Annotated in this window: 21 protein-coding genes; 7 read left to right on the top strand and 14 right to left on the bottom strand. The window is 50.6% G+C overall.

Annotated features, from left to right (window positions below):
- Window positions 1-79 precede the first annotated feature (79 nt).
- The 3 genes from mtnN to yadS are packed head-to-tail and all read left to right on the top strand — an operon-like array spanning window position 80 to window position 2,232.
- A complete protein-coding gene (mtnN, locus tag AABJ99_RS19045; RefSeq protein ID WP_000689844.1) occupies window positions 80-778 on the top strand; it encodes a 5'-methylthioadenosine/S-adenosylhomocysteine nucleosidase in 699 nt (232 codons plus the stop codon).
- A complete protein-coding gene (btuF, locus tag AABJ99_RS19050) occupies window positions 771-1,571 on the top strand; it encodes a vitamin B12 ABC transporter substrate-binding protein BtuF (RefSeq protein WP_001306218.1) in 801 nt (266 codons plus the stop codon). The genes mtnN and btuF overlap by 8 nt, the downstream gene beginning before the upstream one ends.
- 37 nt (window positions 1,572-1,608) lie before the next feature.
- Window positions 1,609-2,232, top strand: a complete 624-nt coding sequence (gene yadS, locus AABJ99_RS19055) for a TRIC cation channel family protein (RefSeq protein ID WP_000964221.1) — start codon at window positions 1,609-1,611, stop codon at window positions 2,230-2,232.
- Window positions 2,233-2,278: 46 nt separating this feature from the next.
- On the opposite strand, the gene erpA is transcribed toward yadS, so the two are convergent.
- The 4 genes from erpA to yadX are packed head-to-tail and all read right to left on the bottom strand — an operon-like array spanning window position 2,279 to window position 4,185.
- Window positions 2,279-2,623: an iron-sulfur cluster insertion protein ErpA gene (erpA, locus tag AABJ99_RS19060; protein WP_001295564.1), complete on the bottom strand. Its 345-nt coding sequence runs from the start codon at window positions 2,621-2,623 to the stop codon at window positions 2,279-2,281.
- Window positions 2,616-2,681 carry a small protein YadW gene (yadW, locus tag AABJ99_RS19065; protein ID WP_120795373.1) on the bottom strand — a complete coding sequence of 22 codons (66 nt, stop codon included), beginning with the start codon at window positions 2,679-2,681 and terminating at the stop codon, window positions 2,616-2,618. Before yadW ends, erpA begins: the two co-directional genes overlap by 8 nt.
- A gap of 23 nt (window positions 2,682-2,704) precedes the next feature.
- A complete protein-coding gene (clcA, locus tag AABJ99_RS19070; RefSeq protein ID WP_000845394.1) occupies window positions 2,705-4,126 on the bottom strand; it encodes a H(+)/Cl(-) exchange transporter ClcA in 1,422 nt (473 codons plus the stop codon).
- A gap of 11 nt (window positions 4,127-4,137) precedes the next feature.
- Window positions 4,138-4,185: a protein YadX gene (gene yadX, locus AABJ99_RS19075; protein WP_211180485.1), complete on the bottom strand. Its 48-nt coding sequence runs from the start codon at window positions 4,183-4,185 to the stop codon at window positions 4,138-4,140.
- A gap of 165 nt (window positions 4,186-4,350) precedes the next feature.
- Between yadX and hemL the strand changes: the two genes are divergently transcribed.
- Window positions 4,351-5,631 carry a glutamate-1-semialdehyde 2,1-aminomutase gene (gene hemL / locus AABJ99_RS19080; RefSeq protein ID WP_039021635.1) on the top strand — a complete coding sequence of 427 codons (1,281 nt, stop codon included), beginning with the start codon at window positions 4,351-4,353 and terminating at the stop codon, window positions 5,629-5,631.
- A gap of 34 nt (window positions 5,632-5,665) precedes the next feature.
- On the opposite strand, the gene fhuB is transcribed toward hemL, so the two are convergent.
- The 10 genes from fhuB to hrpB all read right to left on the bottom strand — a co-directional run bounded on the left by fhuB (window position 5,666) and on the right by hrpB (window position 22,108).
- On the bottom strand, window positions 5,666-7,648 hold the full coding sequence (gene fhuB / locus AABJ99_RS19085) for a Fe(3+)-hydroxamate ABC transporter permease FhuB (protein WP_039021634.1): 1,983 nt from the start codon (window positions 7,646-7,648) through the stop codon (window positions 5,666-5,668).
- Window positions 7,645-8,535 (bottom strand): Fe(3+)-hydroxamate ABC transporter substrate-binding protein FhuD, encoded by an 891-nt coding sequence (gene fhuD, locus AABJ99_RS19090; protein ID WP_039021633.1) that lies wholly within the window; start codon window positions 8,533-8,535, stop codon window positions 7,645-7,647. The genes fhuB and fhuD overlap by 4 nt, the downstream gene beginning before the upstream one ends.
- The gene (fhuC, locus tag AABJ99_RS19095) at window positions 8,535-9,332 is read right to left on the bottom strand and encodes a Fe3+-hydroxamate ABC transporter ATP-binding protein FhuC (protein WP_039021632.1); all 798 of its coding nucleotides are present in this window, start codon (window positions 9,330-9,332) and stop codon (window positions 8,535-8,537) included. Before fhuC ends, fhuD begins: the two co-directional genes overlap by 1 nt.
- Before the next feature lie 50 nt (window positions 9,333-9,382).
- Window positions 9,383-11,626 carry a ferrichrome porin FhuA gene (gene fhuA, locus AABJ99_RS19100; RefSeq protein WP_160524101.1) on the bottom strand — a complete coding sequence of 748 codons (2,244 nt, stop codon included), beginning with the start codon at window positions 11,624-11,626 and terminating at the stop codon, window positions 9,383-9,385.
- Between the two features lie 214 nt (window positions 11,627-11,840).
- Window positions 11,841-12,851 (bottom strand): fimbrial protein, encoded by a 1,011-nt coding sequence (locus AABJ99_RS19105; RefSeq protein ID WP_160524102.1) that lies wholly within the window; start codon window positions 12,849-12,851, stop codon window positions 11,841-11,843.
- Between the two features lie 21 nt (window positions 12,852-12,872).
- Window positions 12,873-15,347 carry a fimbria/pilus outer membrane usher protein gene (locus AABJ99_RS19110; RefSeq protein ID WP_039021629.1) on the bottom strand — a complete coding sequence of 825 codons (2,475 nt, stop codon included), beginning with the start codon at window positions 15,345-15,347 and terminating at the stop codon, window positions 12,873-12,875.
- A 41-nt stretch (window positions 15,348-15,388) separates the two neighbouring features.
- Entirely contained in the window at window positions 15,389-16,105 is a 717-nt protein-coding gene (locus AABJ99_RS19115) for a fimbrial biogenesis chaperone (protein ID WP_039021628.1), read from the bottom strand.
- A gap of 45 nt (window positions 16,106-16,150) precedes the next feature.
- Window positions 16,151-16,717 carry a fimbrial protein gene (locus tag AABJ99_RS19120; RefSeq protein WP_001035602.1) on the bottom strand — a complete coding sequence of 189 codons (567 nt, stop codon included), beginning with the start codon at window positions 16,715-16,717 and terminating at the stop codon, window positions 16,151-16,153.
- A gap of 333 nt (window positions 16,718-17,050) precedes the next feature.
- Complete coding sequence (gene mrcB / locus AABJ99_RS19125) at window positions 17,051-19,585, bottom strand: bifunctional glycosyl transferase/transpeptidase (RefSeq protein WP_039021627.1); 2,535 nt, start codon at window positions 19,583-19,585, stop codon at window positions 17,051-17,053.
- 93 nt (window positions 19,586-19,678) lie between these two features.
- Window positions 19,679-22,108, bottom strand: coding sequence for an ATP-dependent helicase HrpB (gene hrpB, locus AABJ99_RS19130; RefSeq protein WP_039021626.1), 2,430 nt, complete (start codon window positions 22,106-22,108; stop codon window positions 19,679-19,681).
- Between the two features lie 73 nt (window positions 22,109-22,181).
- On the opposite strand from hrpB, the gene thpR reads away from it, so the two are divergent.
- The 3 genes from thpR to dksA all read left to right on the top strand — a co-directional run bounded on the left by thpR (window position 22,182) and on the right by dksA (window position 24,064).
- Window positions 22,182-22,712 (top strand): RNA 2',3'-cyclic phosphodiesterase, encoded by a 531-nt coding sequence (gene thpR / locus AABJ99_RS19135; RefSeq protein ID WP_001294670.1) that lies wholly within the window; start codon window positions 22,182-22,184, stop codon window positions 22,710-22,712.
- 14 nt (window positions 22,713-22,726) lie between these two features.
- Complete coding sequence (gene sfsA, locus AABJ99_RS19140) at window positions 22,727-23,431, top strand: DNA/RNA nuclease SfsA (protein WP_000396023.1); 705 nt, start codon at window positions 22,727-22,729, stop codon at window positions 23,429-23,431.
- A 177-nt stretch (window positions 23,432-23,608) separates the two neighbouring features.
- Window positions 23,609-24,064 (top strand): RNA polymerase-binding protein DksA, encoded by a 456-nt coding sequence (gene dksA, locus AABJ99_RS19145; protein WP_001155227.1) that lies wholly within the window; start codon window positions 23,609-23,611, stop codon window positions 24,062-24,064.
- The last annotated feature ends 7 nt before the right edge of the window (window positions 24,065-24,071 follow it).

Raw genomic sequence — 24,071 nt, forward strand, 5'->3', positions numbered from 1 at the left:
TCTCCCGCGTGAGAAATACGCTTCCCCGTAAGCGCATGGTAAACTATGCCTTCAAATCGGGCTTATCGCGAGTAAATCTATGAAAATCGGCATCATTGGTGCAATGGAAGAAGAAGTTACGCTGCTGCGTGACAAAATCGAAAACCGCCAAACTATCAGTCTGGGCGGTTGCGAAATCTATACCGGCCAACTGAATGGAACCGAAGTTGCGCTTCTGAAATCGGGCATCGGTAAAGTCGCTGCGGCACTGGGTGCAACTCTGCTGTTGGAACACTGCAAGCCAGATGTGATTATTAACACCGGTTCTGCTGGTGGCCTGGCGCCAACGCTGAAAGTGGGCGATATCGTTGTCTCGGACGAAGCACGTTATCACGACGCGGATGTCACGGCATTTGGTTACGAATACGGTCAGTTACCTGGCTGCCCGGCTGGCTTCAAAGCTGACGATAAACTGATCGCTGCCGCTGAGGCCTGCATTGCCGAACTGAATCTTAACGCTGTACGTGGCCTGATTGTCAGCGGCGACGCTTTCATCAACGGTTCTGTTGGCCTGGCGAAAATCCGCCACAACTTCCCGCAGGCCATTGCTGTAGAGATGGAAGCGACGGCAATCGCTCATGTCTGCCACAATTTTAACGTCCCGTTTGTTGTCGTACGCGCCATCTCCGACGTGGCCGATCAACAGTCTCATCTTAGCTTCGATGAGTTCCTGGCTGTTGCTGCTAAACAGTCCAGCCTGATGGTTGAGTCACTGGTGCAGAAACTGGCACATGGCTAAGTCACTGTTCAGGGCGCTGGTCGCCCTGTCTTTTCTCGCCCCTCTGTGGCTCAACGCCGCACCGCGCGTCATCACGCTTTCACCCGCCAACACTGAACTTGCTTTTGCCGCCGGGATCACGCCGGTAGGGGTCAGCAGTTATTCCGACTACCCTCCACAAGCGCAAAAGATTGAGCAGGTTTCAACCTGGCAGGGGATGAATCTCGAACGCATTGTGGCCCTTAAACCCGATCTGGTGATTGCCTGGCGTGGAGGTAATGCCGAGCGGCAGGTTGACCAGTTAGCTTCGCTGGGAATAAAAGTGATGTGGGTCGATGCGACAAGCATTGAACAAATTGCCAATGCGTTACGTCAACTGGCCCCCTGGAGCCCACAACCGGACAAGGCTGAACAAGCCGCGCAATCCCTGCTGGACCAGTACGCACAATTGAAAGCGCAATATGCTGATAAACCTAAAAAACGTGTTTTTCTGCAATTCGGCATTAATCCGCCATTTACCAGTGGAAAAGAGTCGATTCAAAACCAGGTACTCGAAGTTTGTGGCGGAGAAAACATCTTTAAAGACAGCCGGGTTCCCTGGCCGCAAGTTAGCCGCGAACAGGTGTTAGCACGCGCGCCACAGGCGATTGTCATTACAGGTGGACCGGACCAAATTCCTAAAATCAAACAATACTGGGGTGAACAGCTCAAAATTCCCGTTATTCCTCTCACGAGTGACTGGTTTGAACGTGCAAGCCCACGTATTATCCTCGCTGCACAACAGCTCTGTAATGCGCTTTCACAGGTAGATTAGCGCCTGACCTTTTCAGGTGCTCAGTGGGGATTGAACAATGCTCGTCTATTGGCTGGATATAGTCGGCACAGCGGTATTTGCCATCTCCGGCGTTTTGTTAGCCGGAAAATTGCGTATGGACCCTTTTGGTGTTCTGGTACTGGGCGTGGTTACCGCAGTAGGCGGCGGAACAATTCGCGACATGGCGCTGGATCACGGCCCGGTATTTTGGGTGAAAGATCCCACCGATCTGGTCGTTGCAATGGTAACCAGCATGCTGACCATCGTGCTGGTGCGCCAGCCAAGACGCTTACCGAAATGGATGTTGCCGGTGCTGGACGCCGTTGGTCTGGCGGTGTTTGTCGGCATTGGCGTGAATAAAGCCTTTAATGCGGAAGCCGGTCCGTTAATCGCGGTTTGTATGGGCGTCATTACTGGCGTTGGCGGCGGGATCATTCGTGATGTACTGGCCCGCGAAATCCCCATGATTTTACGTACAGAAATCTACGCAACTGCCTGTATTATCGGCGGTATTGTCCACGCTACGGCTTATTACACATTTTCCGTACCACTGGAAACAGCCAGTATGATGGGCATGGTCGTGACGCTATTGATTCGACTGGCGGCTATTCGTTGGCATCTTAAGCTACCGACGTTTGCGCTGGATGAGAATGGGCGTTGAAGAGAGGAGATGTGCCGGATAGCTTATCCGGCACACGAATAAGAGATTAGATGCTGAAGGAAGAACCGCAACCGCAGGTGCTTTTCGCGTTCGGGTTGGTCACGATGAAACGAGAACCTTCCAGACCTTCGGTATAGTCAACGGAACCGCCGACCAGATATTGCAAGCTCATCGGGTCAACCACCAGGCCTACGCCCTGTTTTTCGATGGTCATATCGCCTTCATTCACCTGATCATCAAAGGTGAAACCATACTGGAAGCCGCTACAACCGCCACCGGTGATATACACGCGTAATTTCAGATTCGGGTTATCTTCGTCAGCGATCAGGCTTTTAACTTTGTTGGCTGCTGCGTCGGTAAACTCCAGCGGCAGTGCTACGTCATCACTCATATTTTGCTCCAAACGACATCGGCAATTGGGCAAATTCTAACCCAATAATAATCGCCATTATCTAATACCCTGGTATTTCGTTCAAGTATTCTCGCTGGCTGATGCGGCCTTGCTTCGCGCCAGTTGTTCCGCTTCCTGTTTTGCCAGCGTGCGCGCAAGAATCGCCGAGTATAGCGGTTTCCCACCGGTAAATTGTGCTAATAGTGTTGCGCCAAGACCGGTAATAATCATTGGCAAAATGAGCTGATAGTTATCGGTCATCTCCAGAACCAGAATGATCCCCGTTAACGGCGCGCGAATAGATGCCGCCAGTAACGCACCCATTCCGGCAATGGCAAACGTCCCCGCCTCAAGGTGATATTGCGGAAACAGCTCAACGGCAACCATTCCGAAAGCGGTACCCAGCACAGTACCCAGCGCCAACATCGGGGCAAAAATACCGCCCGGTGCACCGGAAGAGAAGCAGAGTAAGGTAGTAATGACGCGCGCGACGAAGATAAACACCAGCATTCCCATGCTGAAATTCCCTGCCGTAGCGATAGGAATCAGGTTAAAACCGCCGCCCGAAGTTGCTGGTGCCACAAACCCCAGCAATCCACACAGACCGCCAATCGCACCGCCCATCAGTACCCATTTGGTAATATTGCCGCCGTGCACACGGTGCAGCAAATCCTGCATCCCCAGCACCCATTTATTAAAAATAGGGCCGAAAATGCCAAAAATAATACCGAGGATCAGATAAAGCCACAGTGTATTAAGCGGCGCGTCAGAAAGTTTACCGACGTCAATCAGCGCAACTTCATGATTAAAAATCCGGTACATAATCGTCGACATAATGACGCCAATAAATACCGCTTTAATCGAAATTAACGTATAGCGAAACTGCGGACGCATCTCTTCGATAATAAACAAAATACCCGCCAACGGCGCATTAAAGGCCGCAGCCAGACCCGCTGCTGCACCGGTTGCCAGCAGCGTATGGCGCGCTTCATCACCTTTCAGGCGGAATATATCAAGCACCATCCGACCGATATTACCGCCGATCTGCACGGTTGGCCCTTCACGCCCCAACACCATGCCGCCGCCGAGTGTCCCAAGCCCGCCAAAGAATTTCACCGGCAATACACGCCACCAGCGAACGGGACGTTGATCTTCCAGCGCCCCTTCAATTTCTGGGATCCCCGAGCCACCGGCTTCCGGCGCGTATTTGCGCACCAAAAAGTAGCCGAACATCGCCAGCACCGCCGAACAGAGAAAAGCGACGGTTAACAGTAGCGGATAATTATCGGCAGTATGGACCAGCGCCCCCATCCGTTGGTTCTGTAACCAGGCGACGCCTTTGTCAAAAGCAACAGCTGCCAGCCCGACAAGCGTGCCGACGACGGCAGCCATAAACAAAATGGCTAACGGGGTTTTATCGCGCTCAAGAAGTTGGCGAATCAGTTGTCTGCGTCGCAGGCGCGCAGCCTGCGGTGTTTCTAAAGAGGGAGTATCAGTTTTCATCCAATGATCACTTATTGGTCATACAAATAAGATGACGGCATTTTACTCGCACGTTCCATGAAAATCCTTTGCAAAGCGTAATGTTTCAAATGCACAAAACTTTTATACTCTAAGAAATCAGGATTGTACCAGTACAAGCAACCTGACGTTTGACGAGTATTTAACTTGTTATGAATAACATAGAATAGCAGCCATTCACTTTTTCTACGAATCAGGAACCCTCCATGAGTAAGTCTGAAAATCTATACAGCGCAGCGCGCGAGCTGATCCCTGGCGGTGTGAACTCCCCTGTTCGCGCCTTTACCGGCGTGGGCGGCACTCCACTGTTTATCGAAAAAGCGGACGGTGCTTATCTGTACGATGTTGATGGCAAAGCCTATATCGATTATGTCGGTTCCTGGGGGCCGATGGTGCTGGGCCATAACCATCCGGCGATCCGCAATGCCGTGATTGAAGCCGCCGAGCGTGGTTTAAGCTTTGGTGCACCGACCGAAATGGAAGTGAAAATGGCGCAACTGGTGACCGAACTGGTCCCGACCATGGATATGGTGCGCATGGTGAACTCCGGCACTGAAGCGACAATGAGTGCCATCCGCCTGGCCCGCGGTTTTACCGGTCGCGACAAAATCATTAAATTTGAAGGTTGTTACCACGGTCACGCTGACTGCCTGCTGGTGAAAGCCGGTTCTGGCGCACTCACGTTAGGCCAGCCAAACTCGCCGGGCGTTCCGGCAGATTTCGCCAAACATACCTTAACCTGTACTTATAACGATCTGGCCTCTGTACGCGCCGCGTTTGAGCAATACCCGCAAGAGATTGCCTGTATTATTGTCGAGCCAGTAGCAGGCAACATGAACTGTGTTCCGCCGCTGCCAGAGTTCCTGCCGGGTCTGCGCGCACTGTGCGACGAATTTGGCTCATTGCTGATCATCGATGAAGTGATGACCGGTTTCCGCGTGGCGCTGGCTGGCGCGCAGGATTATTACGACGTGGTGCCAGACCTCACCTGCCTGGGCAAAATCATCGGCGGTGGAATGCCGGTAGGCGCATTCGGTGGTCGTCGTGATGTGATGGATGCGCTGGCCCCAACCGGTCCGGTCTACCAGGCGGGTACGCTTTCCGGTAATCCGATTGCGATGGCAGCCGGTTTCGCCTGTCTGAATGAAGTCGCGCAGCCGGGCGTTCTCGAGACGCTGGATGAGCTGACAACACGTCTGGCAGAAGGTCTGCTGGAAGTGGCAGAAGAAGCGGGAATTCCATTGGTCGTTAACCACGTTGGCGGCATGTTCGGTATTTTCTTTACCGACGCCGAGTCCGTGACGTGCTATCAGGATGTGATGGCCTGTGACGTGGAACGCTTTAAGCGTTTCTTCCATATGATGCTGGACGAAGGTGTTTACCTGGCACCGTCAGCGTTTGAAGCGGGCTTTATGTCTGTGGCGCACAGCATGGAAGATATCAATAACACCATCGATGCTGCACGTCGGGTGTTTGCGAAGTTGTAATGATTTTGCCTCGCCCACCGGGCGAGGCATTTTATTAACGGCTCTGCTTTCTCAACAAATAAATAAAATATGGCGCGCCGATAAACGTCGACAGCAGCCCCGCTGGGATCTGGAATGGAAACAGCACCATCCGCCCGCACCAGTCAGCGAACACCAGCAACAATCCCCCCACCAGCGCCGAAATCACAATATGCGGCATCGTCCGTCGAAAGCCCATCATCCGCGCGATATGCGGTGCCATTAAACCAACAAAACTCAACGGTCCAATGGTCATTGTCGCGGTCGCCGTCAGGCAAGCCGCCAGCAGCAGTAGCGCAATTCGCGTCGGCGTCAGCGCCATTCCCACTGCTCGTGCGGTATCACCGCCCAGCGGTAAAATGGTCAGCCAGCGGCGGCACAGCGGGGTAATCGCCAGCAAAATTACCATCACAATTCCCGTGCGCCAGACCTGCGCCTCGGTCGCGTTGTAGGTCGAACCGGAAATCCACGTCAGCACTTGCGCCATTCGCGGGTCACCACTTGCCTGCAACATCATCAAAAGCATGGTGAACGCGGTACTTAAGGCCATCCCCGCCAGTAACATGCGGTGTGGAGAAAATCCACCGCGTCCGGCGGCGATCATAATGATCAACAGCGTCACCGCCGCCCCGAGACTTCCCGCGGGTAACAGCCAGCCAAAGGCATTACCCGGCACCAGAAACAGCATTAACACCACGCCAAACGCCGCGCCGGAGCTAATCCCCAGCACTTCCGGGCTTGCCATCGGGTTGCCGGTCAGCCGCTGAATAATACAGCCCGCCACCGCCAGCATGACGCCCGCAAACAGCGCCGCCATAATTCGCGGCCAGCGCCAGGGCATCAAATCCTCGAGCAACGCCCCGCTCGCCCACGTCCAGCCGTGCGCATCACGACCAAACGACAGCGCCACCACCACAGCAATTATCAGCAGCACACCGCCAGCAAGGGCAAACGCCAGCACATGTTGGCGTTCAGTCGCGACACGATCGTTGGCCTTCATATCCGGCGCACTGATGCTGCGTAAACGCGGCAGCAGCCACAGTAACAGCGGCGCACCTATCAACGCCGTCACCGAACCGGTAGAAACTTCCATCCACACGCGAGTCAGCCAGAGGATGATTTGATCGGAAAGCCAGAGGATCAGCGCACCAATCAGCGACGCCAGCAGCAGTCTTGGCAGCAGACGCCGCGCCCCCAGCATTTTTGCCAGCAGCGGCGCGAACAACCCGATAAAGCCGATAATCCCCACCGCGTTCACCAACAGAGCACTGATGACTATCGCCAGCGACAGCGCCGCCAGACGCGCGAGCGATAAAGCCAGTCCGAGATTACGCGCCACGCCATCATCAAGCCCCATCAGGGTTAATGGACGAAGTAGCAGTAACGTCAACATCACGCCGCCCAGCAGCTGTGGCCATAAACGCTCAACGCCGCCCCAGTCGGTTTGCGTCAGCGTTCCGGTACTCCACAGGAACATGCTTTGCAGCTGGTCGTGATGGAAGATAACCAGTAACTGATTGATTGCCCCGCAATAAAGGCTCACCACAAGCCCCGCGAGGATCAGCGTTACCGGAGAAAGCCGTTTCCCCCACGCGACGCCAAAAACGATTAAGCCAACAACGCAAGCGCCCGCAAGCGCAGCAAACTGGCTCGCCATCGCACCAGGGATCGCCCAAAGCGTCGTGACGGTAATCCCCAGTTGCGCGCCTGTTGCAACGCCCAGCGTGGTCGGCTCCGCCAGCGGGTTACGTAACACTTGCTGAAACAGCACGCCCACCAGCCCCAGGCCCGCCCCCACCAGCAGCGAAATCGCCAGACGTGGCAGCAAGCTGTAGTGAAAAATCATCTGCTCGATGACATCGATATCCGGCGACCAGATGGCCTGCGCCCACTGACTACGCGGCAGCGACTGCGAGAAGTTCATCCAGGTGAGCATTGCTGCGACAATCACCAGCAGCGCCAGCAATAATGCCGGGAAAAGCGCAATACGTTTACTCACGCTTTACCTCCGATGGCGTTATCCAGAATACGCACAAAGTGCATTGCCGAGAGCGTCGCACCATAAAACCAGACTGCAGGTACGCGCTGAAAGCGTCCGGCGCGGACAAACGGCATAGCCTGCCACAGCGGCGTCGCCATTAGGGTGTCCATGTCTTTGCTGTTGTCGTGATCAAAACAGAGCACATCAACGTCTTTATACGCTGCCAGACGATCGATACTGACGGCAGTACTGCCCCAGAAGTTGGTTTCCCCTTGCCAGGCATTTGGGATGCCGTACTCATCAAGAATTTCCTGGAACAAGCTGTTTGGACCGAAGACCAGCATATGGCGCGGATCGATAAGTGTCGTCAGTAATAACGGACGCGCACCACGCTTCACAAAGCGGGGGTTCATGCTGCGGATAAAGTCTTCATAGTGCGCTAAATGCGTTTCTGCTGCGCTTTGCAGGTTAAGTAAATCTGCCATTTCCGTCAGTGACTTACGCGCCATCGCCAGCGGCTGTTTGCCGTCGCTGAAGTTAAATCCGCGCCCAGGCGCAATGCGTGCCAGCATTTCTGGTGAAGGGCCATACCCTGCCGACCAGACCATAAACGACGGTTTCATTTCGGTCAGCAGTTCAAGGTTAGGTTCTGTACGCAAACCAACGTCAATCACTGAATCCGGCAATGGTGGCTCGCTGACCCACAGGCGATAGTTGATGGTATCCGCCACGCCGTAAGGTACGATGCCGAGCGCCAGCAGTAATTCCACCGGCAACCACTCCAGCGCCACAATACGATTGGGATCAATAGCCGCCGCGCGGGCGGTATTCATCTGCCATAACAACGGAGAAAGCGCCATCGCCGTTAACAGTCGACGGCGCGAAATAAGAGGTAAGCCGCTCATCAATAAACAAAACTCACAGGTGCAGCACCCGCCGGATGCGGCAAAATACCCATCGGGATGCCATAAATCATTTCGAGGGTTTCGCCGCGCATAATTTCCGCAGGCGTTCCCTGAGCAATCATTTCACCGCCGCGCAGGGCGACCAGATAATCACAGTAACGCGCAGCCATATTGATATCGTGCAGCACGGCAATGACCGTCAGACCACGTTCCTGACTTAAACGGTGCACCAGCGCCAGCACATCAACCTGGTGGGCGATATCCAGCGCCGAGGTCGGTTCGTCGAGCAACAGACAACGGCTATCCTGCGCCACCAGCATGGCGATCCACGCCCGCTGACGTTCGCCGCCAGAGAGGCTATCGACCAGCCGATGCGCCAGCGGTTTTAAGCCAACCAGCGCGATAGCCTCTTCGACCTTTTCGCGATCTGCCGCGCCAAAGCGCCCCAGCGCGCCATGCCACGGGTAACGACCAATCGCCACCAGTTCACGCACCGTCATCCCTTCTGCCGGAGGAAGCTGCTGCGGCAAATAAGCCACCTTGCGGGCAAACGCTTTGCTGCTCCAGCTTTCCAGCGGCTGGGCATCAAGAAGAATTTCACCTTCTGACGGTGGCTGATGGCGGCCCAACATTTTTAACAGCGTGGATTTACCAGAGCCGTTGTGACCAATCAGACCGGTCACTTTCCCGGCAGGAAAGGTTAACGACAGCGGATGCAAAAGCGTGCGCCCGGGCACACGAAAGGAGATATTACGCAGTGCAAAAGTGGTATCGGAATGATTCGTGTATTCCTGCATAACAGCCAACTTGTGAAACGGGCACGGAAATCCGTGCCCCAAAAGAGAAATTAGAAACGGAAGGTTGCGGTTGCAACGACCTGACGTTCTGCGCCCCAGAAGCAGCCATAGGTATTAAAGCAGCTGGCGACGTATTCACGATCGAACAGGTTGTTGACATGCAGCGCCACGTTGGAGCCAGCCATGCCGACCCGCGCCAGATCATAACGCACTAACGCATCCACGACCGTATAACTTCCCACTTTAAAGGAGTTAGCCGGATCACCATAGCTGGAGCCAGTATAACGACCACCGGTGCCCAGCGTCAGACCTGAAAGCGGACCGTCAAAGAAGGTATAGTCAGCCCACAGCGAAGCCATGTGTTTTGGCACCTGTGCAGGCGTATTGCCTTTATAGGTAGTGTCGGTGGTGTATTCCGCATCGGTGTAAGTATAAGAACCTACTACGTTAACACTCGCCGACAGCGCCGCTTTCGCTTCGATTTCTACGCCACGAGCGCGGATCTCGCCACCTTCAACCGAGAAGAAGGAACCCTCAGGGTCCGCCATCAGGTTGTTGGTTTTAGTGAGATTATACACAGCACCAGTAACCACAATTGGGCGATCTTCCGGTACATATTTCACGCCGACCTCATACTGCTTACCTTTAGACGGCGCAAAAATATTACCATCCTTCCCAACTTGTGAAGAAGGTTCAAACGATTCGCTATAGCTGAAGTAAGGTGTTATACCATTATCAAACAGGTAGTTAACACCACCACGCCAGGTAAACTGTTTGTCATCACGTTTATCGGTCGTCCCTTCAACGCGGTTATGAGACTCTTGATCCGCCCAGTCATAACGACCGCCCAGGGTGACCAGCACTTTATCCCACTGCGCCTGATCCTGAACATAAACACCCGTTTGTTTCTGCTTATTCAAAATGCGGTAAGGACCGGAGTTTGCCGGATCTTTCGCATTGAAGTCGAAATCGGTATTCACCGGATTGTACAGATCGAGCAGCGGTACGGAGTCGTCGTAACCAAACCAGGCGTTGATGTCATTACGCATACGCATAAAGTCGACGCCGGTCAGCAGAGTGTGGTCGATATCGCCAGTGGCAAACTTGCTCTGCAACTGGGTATCAACGGAGAAGTTTTGCAGCTTCTCATCATCAACGACGTATTTACGTGCCAGGTAGTGACCTTTATCGGCTGGCGCTAAAGCGGCACACTGTTTGCTGTAAGCATTCGCCGGATCGGAGCAGACGCCGTAACCATAAACGCTGTTTTGCGAGGTTTTGTTTTCAGCAAAGCGCAGGTTCTGACGCACAGTAAAGGTGTCGTTAAATTCGTGATCGAAGCTGTAGCCCACCATCTTCTCATTACGAGAATAGGTGTTGTTCTTCGCCCCTTCGTTAAAATCTGTCGGCAGACGCTTACCGTTCGGCAGCGGCTCAACGGTTCCCTCTTTCGGCAGCCAGCCGTAATAACCGGTTTCCGGCTCGTTCTGGAAGTAAGAAAGGAAGGTGAAATTGGTTTTATCATCCGGACGCCAGGTAAACGCTGGCGCAATGGCATAACGCTGCTCTTCCGCGCCCTTTTGCTGGGCATTGGCAGAGCGCGCAAGACCGGTCAGGCGATAAGAGTAAACACCGTCATCATCCAGCGCATCGCTAAAGTCAAAACCGGTCTGGAACAGGCTGTCAGTACCGGCTTTAAACTGAACTTCTTTCAGCGGTTCAGTAGTCGGACGCTTGCTGACCATATTCAACAGGCCGCCAGGACTGCTTTTACCGTAAAGCACTGAAACCGGGCCACGCATAATTTCAGCGCGTTCCAGCATATACGGGTCAATGACCGCATCGTTATAGAAGTTGCCCTGCAACTTCAGGCCGTTGAGATAGTTATTCTGGCTTTGGCCTTCTGCCGCAAAGCCGCGAATGATCAGGTGGTCATAGGTGTTGGATGCGCCACGCGTACCAACAGAGACACCCGGCGTGTAGCTAAGCGCCTCTTTTACTGACTTCGGCTGATGCAGCGCCATCTCTTCGGCGGTCACAACAGAAATAGACTGTGGCACTTTTTGAATCGGTGTATCGGTTTTGGTGCCGGTAGCGGACTGTCGCGCCGCAATAGTTGCAGCTGGCCCCCATGCGCTTTCTTGCGGCGCTGGTGCAGCGGTAACGGTGATAGTGTCTTCTTTCGGTTCAACCGCTGCCTGTGCATAAACAGACATGCCGCTAACCGCTGTGGCTACTACAACTGCGATTTTACGCAGTGAGTGGTTTGGCTGAGCAGTTTTGGAACGCGCCATTGGTATATCTCTGATGTAAAGTGAATGATAACGTAAACGAGAATGATTATTATAAAGATAAGATAATATTCGAAACGCTACGGCGATAGCAAGTAGCATCCCCTTCAGTTCAATATAAAAGTTCAAGAATCAACCAGAGGAATCAAAAAATGTTAATGATTGCACTGCAAAGTAAAATCACATTAACATTTATGAAATAGGAGTCAGGGAAAGCTTATCGATAATACACTTCAAAGGTGGCGACAGAATTAACCAGACCACTTTTTACATTACCCGTTTTGATATAACGCGCCTTTAATGGGATGTTAATATTTTGATTTAAAGTGGTTTTTTCGATAACAGTATACTCTGTATCAAATGCTATAACATTGTTATTACTGTCCAGGATCTGCAGGCCAACACCTTCCGCCATCCCCGATCCAGACTCAATATTGAGAATATTATTACTCGTTATCCCCGTGGATCCTGCGGAGGTGAAACGGTAATCAACCTTTACATCCTGGGAACAATTTTCAATATGAATTGAAAACCTATCATCAGAAACTACCGGTGACACATTGTTAACATCAAAATCATCTGTTCCGATATCATCGAGTGGAACGGTAATATTCTTATTAATAAGATCACATGTCCCTGGTATAATATTTACCGGCACAGAAATAAAACGAAGCTGTCCTATAACAAGATTGTCATACTTCCAGTCAGCAACTAATTTACTGGTGTCAATGACCCCATTACCGACAGGCCCTGTCACAACAAACTGAATAGCTGCATGTATTTTTATCGGATAAACATATCCTCTATTCACTATTGATGAGCCTTTATGCCATGGTGTTATTAAATAACCTGAGGTGAGTTGCGCATTAACGTTATTCGCCCATGCAGCACGAAAACCAATCCCTGGAACATTCGTCTGAAACACATCATGAAGGGGGTTATCGGTACGCAAATCGCTATTTGTCAAGACGGTAAACCCTTGCCAAATGTCACCATTCGCCGAGCAGGAAACTGAAATTGAATTACTAGTAGCTTCGAGTGTGGTAATAATCGTTCCCGGCTCTGCATCGTTATTAACATCTAACGCTGGAACTGAGAATTCTATTTTTGCCGGATTTCCCCCATTTCCCGAAATGCTGCAACCGGCGAAAACCTCAGGAATGGCAACTAAGGCAAGAAATATTATAGTCAGTAATGTTTTTACATAAGAGAAAAATCCTGGCTTCATTATTCATTCATGTCCTGTTTGTTATCGGCACTCTATTGTGGCCTTATAGATACCTTTGGTATATGTTTCTGGCACAGCTATAATCCCTGTACATTGCTGATTGTTTTCTTTTCCCCACTGTACCGTAAATGACATGGCATTTTGCACACCAGTAATATAAACCTCACCATCCTCACCGACAATTGATGTACTATCCCCTAATGTCAGCAATGATCCAAAGGGTACGTATTCTTTATCGTGGAGCAATGTCAATAATGCTCTCATACCATTACGTGCTTTAAAATTGACACCAATGACGGCACCTTTCGAAGGAATAACATCTTGTGTTGCATCAACGATATCAAGATTATCGTGCCCCTGAGTATTTACCGTAATGGTGTTATGTCGATAATTTGTCATATTAGGAATAATCGCGTTCCCCCAATAATCAGTATAAACTCCCTGCGCATTTTGTACTTTTACATTAGCACCATCATCAATATGCACAATCGCGAATGAATCCTGTACTGATTGCCCTAATGTTACTCCATGAGTATGCGCAACCACCGCACCTTGTGCGCTATAATTCCATTGTCGACTATTTTTATCATAGTTATATCCCAGACCAAACTCGCCTACTGAACTACGATAACGTCCATTTATGCTGGCACCATAACCCACGTTATTATCGGCATAAGTTTGTTGTAAATTATAACTAAGGTTATTATCTTGCAGAGCAGTTCCAGCAATACCCATTTGATGAGAGGTATTACCTTTGTCTGAACGATTTGCATTATACGTCGCCCATGCCCCCGGCAACCAGCGAGACAGAGGAATATTGATTGACAATGAAAATTGCTGCTCACCAGCCATTCCAGGCATATCTGTCAGTGCGTAATTAACAGACCAGCTAATATCACTCCAGCTAGTACTATAACCCATTCCTATGCTGCGTTCGGATCCTTGCATTCCCCAATAATCTTGTTGATAACCATTAAGATAGATCGATCCCCAACGACCTATATTTTGCGAAAGATTAATTTGCAAACGGTTACGTCTATTATTGGTCTGGCGATAACTATAAATACTCTTATCATCAGGAATATCACGTTGATCAAGTGCCTCCTGAAAAGTATAAAATTGCGATGTTGAATAACGATAGCTTGCCAGATTTAATGTCGTATCAGTATCTGGAAAATCTTTCGAATACATTGCACGCCATGACAGTCCAGTTGCATCATTGTGTTCTTCAAGTTTCGTATTTGCTGCTGTGATATCAATAGAAACCGATCCCAGGCGGCCTAAGTCAGCACCAATTCCGGTCACACCAGAACGGTACATGGAGGCTCCAAGTATGCCACCATAAATCGTTATTCCATAAGGCAAACCATATATCGCTGTTGCAACCCCAAAAACAGGTTGCTCTGATTTATTATCACTGTCACGATATTTTCCAGCAGCAACACTATATTTTAATGCGTTTTCTCGCTGTAGGATTGGAACCGCTGAACTAGCCTGAATAAAGCTGTGTTCTTGTCCATTTGTTTCCTTGATGGTAACGTCCAGATCGGCCCCTGCCGTTACCTGGTTTAAGTCTTTAATTTCAAATGGCCCTGCTGATACCCATGTTTGGTAAATGACATAGCCATTCTGTTTAATCACAACTTGTGCGTCGCTATTTGCAATACCACGTACTACAGGCGCAAAGCCTTGTTCACTCTCAGGCAACATACTGGTATCAGTTTCAAGTTTTATACCTGTCATTTGCACACTATCAAAAAGTTCACCATTCGTGAAAGTTTGCCCGACTTCCATCTGGCTACGTAATATTTTGATATCACGTTGCAAACTGGTGCTAATCGAATCCCAATTGGAGCCACTATAAACAGTATTATTACGTAACCGCCATACACCTAAATTTACACCTGAGTTTAAATTCAACCAATTTGAGTTCAGGTTATCACCATCACTATTTTGTTGAGAACCACTGGCATAATAACTTAACCAGGCAGCACTATCGCCATCATTCCAGTATTTTGGTGAAATACTCCCTATGGCTCTTGAATTCTGATAAATTTGAGGAATTTGCAGTCGCAGTGTTTGACTATCTAGCTGGAAGTCATAACGTGCGCCATCAATAATCTGTGAAATATCGCCAACATCAGCGTCATCATCCATTACTTGTAACGCTGGAATGGCACCCACGTTAAGTCCTAGCTCACCGAGATCTGCCTTTGTAAAACGAGGGATAAGTTTTTTTTTGTCTGAAGAAAGAATGAACGTAATGTTTCTCTTATCAAGATATTCTTGCCCCCACATTACAGAGGTAAGATAGACACCTGGCGTTAGATTGTTATTATTAATAAACTCTTCCAGCACTTTTGTATTTTCAAGCGGACTATCCAACTCCAGGATACGTAAGTTAAATTCATCTCGTGCATAGCTCAATGAATACACTGTAGATAGCGCAAGCGCTACTCCAGTTAAAACAAATGTACAATGCAGTGGTAGCGGCATAAATTCCTTTTCGCCCTGGTATGAAAATACAATTAAGCGGTTTATAGTTTTTGTTGACGTTTCCCTGAACTTGAACCATAGTCAGTTATCACCGACCACTCAACAACACTACCTGCTCCAGCAGGAAGACTAAACCGATTCTCAGAAAATGGACCAACCATCATTGACAATGCTCCAGGTTCAGATTTCTCCTCGACAGCAGTAATGCTCTTACCTGATACTGTTAGCTCATTAAATGAAATATAAAAAGGCGTTGGATTTTTTACTATGAGCCTCCCTGATTCTTTATGAAATTTAAGTTTTTCCCATGCAGTTAAAGCGTCGCTATTACTCAAAGAATCTGGTCGCCAAAATAACTTAAGCCGTACTTTCATTGCAAATTGCAAGGTGTTTTTATCTTTTAGCTCCTCCGGCATAGCAGAAATAGATTTTATATTTGCTAAAAACAAACTTTCTCTATCTTGAGGAAGGCTTTCTTTATTTCCTGTAAATACAACATGGAGTAGTGTTTGACGGTTTTCCTCAAGTTTATAAACGGGAGGCGTGATGAGAAAAGGGGCTTTAGAACCATCAATATTACTCACCCAACTTTGCACGAGATAACGAGCATGTACGTCTTTGTTCTTTAATGTAATTTGAACTTCATTTTGATTTGAAGGATAGACAATGCGTGTACCACCAAGTACAACACTTGCCTGTGCCTGTATTGCAGTGAGAAGAAATGTAAATCCTAAAAAGAATCGATAAGATACTGACATAAATAACCCTCCATGGTCAGATAGTCCCTCAATACACTATAAATATTACCGATAGAAGACTTCAAACGTTGCAGATGAGGCATATTTCCCCGCAGTTGGCGGGTTATTACCAATCTGGATGACATTAGCAGTATAATTAAATATCGTGGGATTTACATCGCCAGCATTATCAACATCAGTGGATTCATCAGGGACAGAACCATCAAATTTTACACTACTTGTTCCGCCATTTTTATTTGTTACCGTAATACCCACATTTGTTGCACTACCCGCAGCAGTTTCGCTATTTTCAAGGCGAAGAGAACCAGTATCCGTTGTGGTTCCAGAAAATGTCAGGTTTAGTTTTGTAACCAATGGGTCACACTTTAGCAACTCAATCTTAAAATCTTTTGAAGTCCCAATCGTACCATCCCCGGTATAGTCCGCAGGGTAAGTATCTGCAAAAGTCACCGTGCCTGTCGTACTACTAGAATCATTGACATTGATTTCGCAGGTATCAGCAACAATTTTACCATTGAAGTTAACAATCCCAGTATCTACAGCAAATACACTCGTACTTACTGCTGCCAGGAAAGTTCCTGACGCAAATAGAGAAAGCAATTTTTTATTCATAAAAATCCCTTAATTATGAGTCAATAAAGCATGATTCCATTCCAGAGAGGCTGGGCAGGACTTGATAAATATTGATAATATAAATAGATGCAAATAATAAATTATTTTTAGATTAGAGCAAAAAAGACATTACATGTCTATACGACATATAATAAAAAGGTTACAACCATCTGAAATTTAAAGGTTTGTTCTTATTCTCAAAAATATAAAATCATAAATTAAAAATATAAATTCACCCCATTAGATTCATTAAATAAATACTTATTATATTTATCTATATAACGTCATAGTAATCTATTACGCTCTCCGCATCAGCGGAGAGCTATTACGATATTAATTACTACCAAACATATCCTTGATCCAACCTGCTACGCCGTCACTGTCTTTCTGCTCTTGCTGAGCAGGTTGCTGTTGCGGCTGTTGCTGCGGCTGAGAAGACTGATCAAACGGATTGCCTGACGGTTGCTGCTGCATCTCACTCTGCTGGCACAGCGATTGCGGATCGCTGGTCCAGACCGGTAAGACACGCATGCCCCCGCTGCAGACAAAGTTGCCGTCGTAGTCCACGCCCATATCAGCAATGTCTTCTGGCGGAACAAGATTCAGCGGTGTTGGCGTCTGGTTAGCCAGATAACGCTGATAAATCGACATTGCCCCGCTGGCTCCATACAGTTTGGTCGGCTGGTTGTTATCACGGCCTACCCAGGTGATGGTCACCGTGCTGCCGTCAATGCCCGCAAACCATGTATCTACGTTGTTGTTGGTAGTACCCGTTTTCCCTGCCAGATGCAGATTTGGATATTTCGCCCCAAGCTGACGACCGGTACCGCGTTGTACCACCTGCTGCATGGTCCATAGTGTCAGATACGCCGCCTGCGCCGGAACCGCGCGTTCCGCCTGCGGGAAGCTCTGATACAACACCTTGCCATCTTCCGCGATTACCGAACGCAGCGCAGAAAGCGGTGCTCGGTTACCACCACTAGCGATGGTCTGGAACGCCTGCGCCACTTCAATTGGCGTTAAGTTCAACGCCCCCAGCAGCATTGCCGGAACCGGATGCAGCTGATCTTTCGGTACGCCCAGTTTAATCCAGGTATCCGTAACCGCAGGCAGACCCAGCGCCATCCCCAGATTTACCGTCGGCACGTTCATCGAACGGGTCAACGCATCCACCAGCATCACTCTGCCACTTTCGCTATAACGACGGTCATCGTTCTGCGGTGACCAGACCTGGCCATTCGGCTGACGCAGCGCGATTGGCGCATCGGCAATCCACGTGTTCAGGCGATAGATTTTCGGCTGGCTTAAGGCCGTCAGATAAGTCGCTGGTTTTGCAAGGGAACCAATCGAACGACGCGCCTGCATAGCACGGTTGTAACCTGCAAACTGCGGCTCAGAACCACCAACCATCGCGCGAACTTCACCGCTAAAGCGGTCGACAACCACAATTGCCGTTTCCAGATCGCTCAGCTTTCGCTGTTTCTTCAGCGCCGGAATGCCTTCCACGGCGGCTTTTTCTGCCGCGTCCTGGGCCACCGAGTCAAAGGTAGTGAAGATCTTCACGCCGGAGAGATCTTTCACTTTATCGCCCAGTTTTGCCTGCAACTCCTGACGCACCAGCTGCATAAAGGCTGGCTGTGGAGAGATTACCCCACCGCGCGGCTGAACGCCCAGCGGACGTGCACTCAACATTTCATAGAGTTCTTGATCAATAATCTGTTGCTGTTGCAGCAGACGCAGTACCAGATTACGTCGCTCCAGCGCCAGTTTCGGGTTACGCCACGGGTTGTAGATGGACGCCCCTTTCACCATACCCACCAACAGCGCCTGCTGGTCGAGGCTCAATTCTTCTACCGGGCGACCAAAGTAATACAAGCTCGCCAGCGGGAAGCCGCGGATTTCGTTGTCGCCGCTCTGACCGAGATACACCTCGTTCATATACAGCTCAAGAATGCGGTCTTTGCTGTAACGCGCATCCATGATCAGCGCCATGTAGGCTTCGTTCGCTTTACGCCAGTAAGAACGTTCGCTGGAGAGGAACAGGTTTTTCACCAACTGTTGCGTCAGCGTACTCGCTCCCTGTACCGTACGTCCGGCGGTCAGGTTTGCCAGCACCGCACGTCCGATGGAGTAAAGACTGATCCCATCATGCTCGTAGAAATGACGGTCTTCTGTCGCCAGCAAAGTATCCACCAGCAAGTCAGGGAACCCACTGCGCGGCACAAACAGACGCTGCTCGCCGTTTGGTGAGGAGATCATGGTGATCAGGCGCGGATCAAGACGGAAGAAACCGAACTGACGGTTGTTCTCCATATTGACGATGGTCGCCAGATGATCACCATCAAAAGTCAGACGCGCACGTACCTGCCCTTCTTTACTGTCCGGGAAATCAAACGGACGGCGGATCATTTCAATGCTGTTGGCCTGCACGGTAAATTCGCCAGGGCGCGTCATTTTCGACACCTGACGATACTGGGTCGCCTCCAGCAGCTTCACCATCTCGTTTTTGCTGATGGTCATGTCTGGCTCAAGGTTGACCATTCGGCCATAAACAGCCGCAGGCAATTGCCAGACTTTGCCATCAATACGGCTACGAATTTTTTGATCGAGATAAACACCGTAAATGGCGATCAGCACGGCAAAAACGATAGCCAGTTTTAGCAGCAGCCATAGCCAGCCGCGTTTGCCACGAGGCTTACGCCCTTTGCCTTTGCCCTTACCTTTGCGCGGCATCGGTTCTTCATCCTCATAGTCATCATAATCGTCGTAATCATCGTCATCTTCGTAACGACGACGGCTTACCTTTTGTTTGACCGGACGCGTCGGTTTCCCTTTGCGTCCAATTGGCTCGCGGTCATTCCCGGCCATGCTTTTTCTCCGCAATATTCAGGCGCAAAAGCCCGATTTTCTGTTCTTCTGTAACAAGACAGAAGAAGATATCTCTCAAATTTACTTTGGTCTTCATGAATACTTTTTCGTCCGTCGCGTCGGTGCGGTATTTGCCGGATCATCCGGCCAGACGTGTTTGGGATAACGCCCTTTCATCTCTTTTTGCACCTCGCGATACGCTCCTTTCCAGAAGGCGCTCAAATCTCGTGTGATTTGCAGCGGCCTTTGGGCAGGAGAAAGCAACTCCAGCACCAGCGGCACGCGCCCCTGGGCGATCGTCGGATTGGTGGCCTCGCCAAACATCTCCTGCATTCTCACTGCCAGCGCGGGCGGGTTATCTTCATGATAACGAATGGCGATCCGGCTTCCCGTCGGCACAGTGTAATGCGCAGGCAATTCACTATCCAGACGTTGCTGCATTCCCCAATCAAGTAATCCGCGTAGCGCCTGAAAAATATCGAGTGATTTCAGGCCGCGTAGCGAATGTACGCCTGTCATATGCGGCAGCAGCCACGTTTCCAGCGTCGCCAACAAACTTTCATCATCAACCGCTGGCCAGTCATATTCCGGCAACCACCTGGCGGCGCATAACAAACGCAAGCGTAGCTGTTCCGCTTCCGGCGTCCAGTTAAGCACGCTTAAGCCTTTATCACGAACGCCGTTAAGCATCGCCTGATGCAGCTCGTCTTCTGAAGGCTTCGCCAGCGGCTGCACTTTTACCGTCAGTTGGCCGATTTGCAGCCGACGCCAGGCTTTCAGCGTACCTTGCGCATCATCCCACTCCACGGTGTCCAATTGCTGCACCAGCTGCGGACAACATTGCACTAATTCATCGATATCGACCGGTAGCGCCAGTAAAATCCGCGCATCCGGCGAGGCGCTACCCTGCAACAATAACGGTGCGATCAACCATTCGTGGCGGCTTAGCGCATCATCGGCATCGAGCATTGCCCCCATGCCGTTTGCCAGTTGATAGCGCCCCTCTTGCCCACGGCGGCGAGCGATGCGATCGGCAAACGCTCCGGCAAGTAACGGTGCGATAAGCGAACTGTCTGCCTCACCGCCGCGTACGTTTAAGCGCTTTAACAGTTGCTGGCTACGTTGCTGCCAGGCAGGTTGATTGCGCGAAAACGCCACGCCCAGATCGATATTGCCCATCCGTGGTGGCTCTTCGAGAATAGCGGCAATTTTTGCAGCGGTAGCAGCTTCGTCGTCGCTCTTTGCGCTCACCAGCATTGCCGCTAAACGCGGATCGTTACCCAGCGTCGCCATTTTCTGCCCTTTCGTGCTTAGCCGTTCACCGTCCATCGCCCCCAGCATCCGCAACAGGCGTTTCGCGGCCTGTAAATTCACGGCTGGCGGTTGATCCAGCCAGCTCATCTGCGTCGGATCGCTGCATCCCCATTGCAGTAATTCCATCAGCAAACCGGAGAGATCGCTTTGTAATATTTCTGGTTCACTTTGCGCGGAGGCGCGTTCTGCTTGTTCTTTGGCGATTAAATGTAAACAGATCCCCGGCTCCAGACGTCCGGCACGCCCGGAGCGTTGCGTCATTGATGCCTGGCTAATGCGTTGGGTAATCAGCCGCGTTAGCCCCGTGCGCGGATCAAAGCGCGCCACACGTTCCTGAGCACAATCCACCACCAGACGAATGCCTTCGATGGTTAAACTGGTTTCAGCAATATTGGTTGCCAGCACCACTTTGCGCATCCCTTCTGGTGCCGGAAGGATCGCTTTTCGCTGATCGTTCAGCGACAACGCGCCATACAGCGGGCAGAGCAACACATCACTACCGATGCGCGAAGCCAGTTGTTCCTGAACGCGCTGAATTTCTCCGACACCAGGTAAAAATAACAGTAATGAGCCGCTTTCCTGATGCAGCAATTCGGCGGTGGCAACCGCCACGGCTTCATCAAAACGCTGATGAGCGAGCAGCGGTAAATATCGGCGTTCAACCGGAAATGAGCGCCCTTCTGAGATGACGACGGGCGCTTCTGGCAGCATCTGCTGCAAGCGGTCATTGTCCAGCGTAGCCGACATAATCAGTAGTTTAAGGTCATCACGCAGACCTTGTTGCACATCGAGTAACAGCGCCAACGCCAGATCCGCCTGCAAGCTGCGCTCATGAAACTCATCGAGGATCACCAATCCAACGCCGCTCAGTTCAGGGTCACGCTGGATCATGCGCGTCAACACGCCTTCGGTAACTACTTCCAGGCGAGTATTTGGCCCGACACAGTTTTGCGCGCGCATCCGGTAGCCTACCGTATCACCTGTTTTTTCGTTAAGCAGTTCCGCCAGTCGTTGCGCAACGTTACGCGCCGCCAGGCGACGCGGCTCCAGCAGGATAATTTTTCCGTTAATGCCGGGATGCGCCAGCAGTTGCAGCGGCAGCCAGGTTGATTTCCCGGCCCCGGTCGGCGCACTTAATAACACCTGCGGTGCACCATCGAGGGCAGCAAGTAACTCAGGTAAGACGACGGCAACGGGCAACGACGACACAAAACGCTCCAGAGGGTTAACATTCTTCGCGCCACATTGTAGCATCGCGGTAATGCATAACCGAGTACCTCACATGTCTGAACCGCAACGGCTGTTCTTTGCTATCGACTTACCTGCAGAAATCCGCGAACAGATTATCCACTGGCGCGCCGCACAGTTCCCACCAGACGCGGGACGTCCGGTCGCTGCCGATAATTTACATCTGACACTGGCATTTTTAGGCGAAGTCAGCGCAGAGAAAGAGAAGGCGCTTTCTCTTTTAGCCGGACGGATTCGTCAGCCCGGTTTCACACTCACGCTTGATGACGCCGGTCAGTGGCTGCGTTCGCGTGTGGTATGGTTAGGGATGCGTCAGCCGCCACGCGGCTTAATCCAGTTGGCGAATATGCTCCGTTCACAAGCTGCACGCAGCGGTTGTTTTCAAAGCAATCGACCGTTTCATCCACATATCACCTTATTGCGCGACGCCAGCGAGGCGGTGACAATCCCGCCGCCAGGCTTTAACTGGTCGTATACGGTGACGGAGTTCACCCTTTACGCCTCCTCGTTTGCCCGTGGGCGCACACGCTACACGCCGCTAAAACGCTGGGCGCTAACGCAATAACAAGGATTGTCGCAATGGAATTTTCTCCCCCTCTACAGCGCGCGACGCTAATTCAGCGTTACAAACGTTTTTTAGCCGATGTGATCACACCCGATGGTTGCGAATTAACGCTACACTGCCCGAATACGGGAGCCATGACCGGTTGTGCAACGCCTGGCGATACCGTCTGGTATTCGACTTCAGACAATACCAAACGGAAATACCCACACACCTGGGAGTTAACCCAAAGCCAAAGCGGCGCATTTATTTGCGTCAATACACTTTGGGCTAACAGGTTGACGAAAGAGGCTATCCTTAATGAATCCATTTCAGAACTGTCAGGATATAGCTCTCTGAAAAGCGAAGTAAAATACGGCGCCGAACGCAGCCGTATTGACTTCATGTTGCAGGCGGATTCGCGTCCAGACTGCTATATTGAAGTGAAATCGGTTACGTTAGCGGAGAACGAACAGGGATATTTTCCCGATGCGGTCACTGAACGAGGTCAGAAACACCTTCGGGAGTTGATGAGCGTAGCGGCTGAAGGCCAGCGTGCGGTTATCTTTTTCGCCGTGCTGCATTCAGCCATTACACGGTTTTCACCCGCGCGCCACATCGATGAGAAATACGCGCAACTATTGTCAGAAGCTCAACAGAGGGGGGTAGAAATTCTGGCTTACAAAGCAGAACTTTCTGCTGAAGGCATGGCTCTTAAAAAATCACTGCCGGTTACATTGTAGTAAAGTATGTAACTGGTTAATTTACATTCTGGTCGCGTGCGCAAATACGCTTTTCCTCACACAGTTGTCAAGTGTTACGTTTAGATAATTGCTATCCGGAAAAGCTTCTGCTATTTATAGCGGCCTCATTTTTCCCCCGAACATGGGGATCGATAGTGCGTGTTAAGGAGAAGCAACATGCAAGAAGGGCAAAACCGTAAAACATCGTCCCTGAGTATTCTCGCCATCGCTGGGGTGGAGCCATATCAGGAGAAGCCGGGCGAAGAGTATATGAACGAAGCCCAGCTGGCGCACTTCCGTCGTATTCTGGAAGCATGGCGTAATCAACTCAGGGATGAAGTCGATCGCACCGTTACACATATGCAGGATGAAGCAGCCAACTTCCCGGATCCGGTAGACCGTGCAGCCCAGGAAGAAGAGTTCAGCCTCGAACTGCGTAACCGCGATCGCGAGCGTAAGCTGATCAAAAAGATCGAGAAAACGCTGAAAAAAGTGGAAGACGAAGATTTCGGCTACTGCGAGTCCTGCGGTGTTGAAATTGGTATTCGCCGTCTGGAAGCGCGCCCGACAGCCGATCTGTGCATCGACTGCAAAACGCTGGCTGAAATTCGCGAAAAACAAATGGCTGGCTAATTACAGC

The organism is Escherichia coli (assembly GCF_036503815.1).
GTDB classification, from domain to species: Bacteria; Pseudomonadota; Gammaproteobacteria; order Enterobacterales; family Enterobacteriaceae; genus Escherichia; species Escherichia coli_F.

Bases quoted from the DNA above. Each gene is read 5' to 3' on its own strand.
- AABJ99_RS19115 (WP_039021628.1), bottom strand. From the start codon at position 16,105: ATGTCAGTATCTTATCGATTCTTTTTAGGATTTACATTTCTTCTCACT.
- erpA (WP_001295564.1), bottom strand. From the start codon at position 2,623: ATGAGTGATGACGTAGCACTGCCGCTGGAGTTTACCGACGCAGCAGCC.
- yadS (WP_000964221.1), top strand. From the start codon at position 1,609: ATGCTCGTCTATTGGCTGGATATAGTCGGCACAGCGGTATTTGCCATC.
- dksA (WP_001155227.1), top strand. From the start codon at position 23,609: ATGCAAGAAGGGCAAAACCGTAAAACATCGTCCCTGAGTATTCTCGCC.
- mrcB (WP_039021627.1), bottom strand. From the start codon at position 19,585: ATGGCCGGGAATGACCGCGAGCCAATTGGACGCAAAGGGAAACCGACG.
- btuF (WP_001306218.1), top strand. From the start codon at position 771: ATGGCTAAGTCACTGTTCAGGGCGCTGGTCGCCCTGTCTTTTCTCGCC.
- thpR (WP_001294670.1), top strand. From the start codon at position 22,182: ATGTCTGAACCGCAACGGCTGTTCTTTGCTATCGACTTACCTGCAGAA.
- fhuD (WP_039021633.1), bottom strand. From the start codon at position 8,535: ATGAGCGGCTTACCTCTTATTTCGCGCCGTCGACTGTTAACGGCGATG.
- fhuA (WP_160524101.1), bottom strand. From the start codon at position 11,626: ATGGCGCGTTCCAAAACTGCTCAGCCAAACCACTCACTGCGTAAAATC.
- AABJ99_RS19110 (WP_039021629.1), bottom strand. From the start codon at position 15,347: ATGCCGCTACCACTGCATTGTACATTTGTTTTAACTGGAGTAGCGCTT.
- mtnN (WP_000689844.1), top strand. From the start codon at position 80: ATGAAAATCGGCATCATTGGTGCAATGGAAGAAGAAGTTACGCTGCTG.
- clcA (WP_000845394.1), bottom strand. From the start codon at position 4,126: ATGAAAACTGATACTCCCTCTTTAGAAACACCGCAGGCTGCGCGCCTG.
- sfsA (WP_000396023.1), top strand. From the start codon at position 22,727: ATGGAATTTTCTCCCCCTCTACAGCGCGCGACGCTAATTCAGCGTTAC.
- fhuC (WP_039021632.1), bottom strand. From the start codon at position 9,332: ATGCAGGAATACACGAATCATTCCGATACCACTTTTGCACTGCGTAAT.
- AABJ99_RS19120 (WP_001035602.1), bottom strand. From the start codon at position 16,717: ATGAATAAAAAATTGCTTTCTCTATTTGCGTCAGGAACTTTCCTGGCA.
- hemL (WP_039021635.1), top strand. From the start codon at position 4,351: ATGAGTAAGTCTGAAAATCTATACAGCGCAGCGCGCGAGCTGATCCCT.
- AABJ99_RS19105 (WP_160524102.1), bottom strand. From the start codon at position 12,851: ATGAAGCCAGGATTTTTCTCTTATGTAAAAACATTACTGACTATAATA.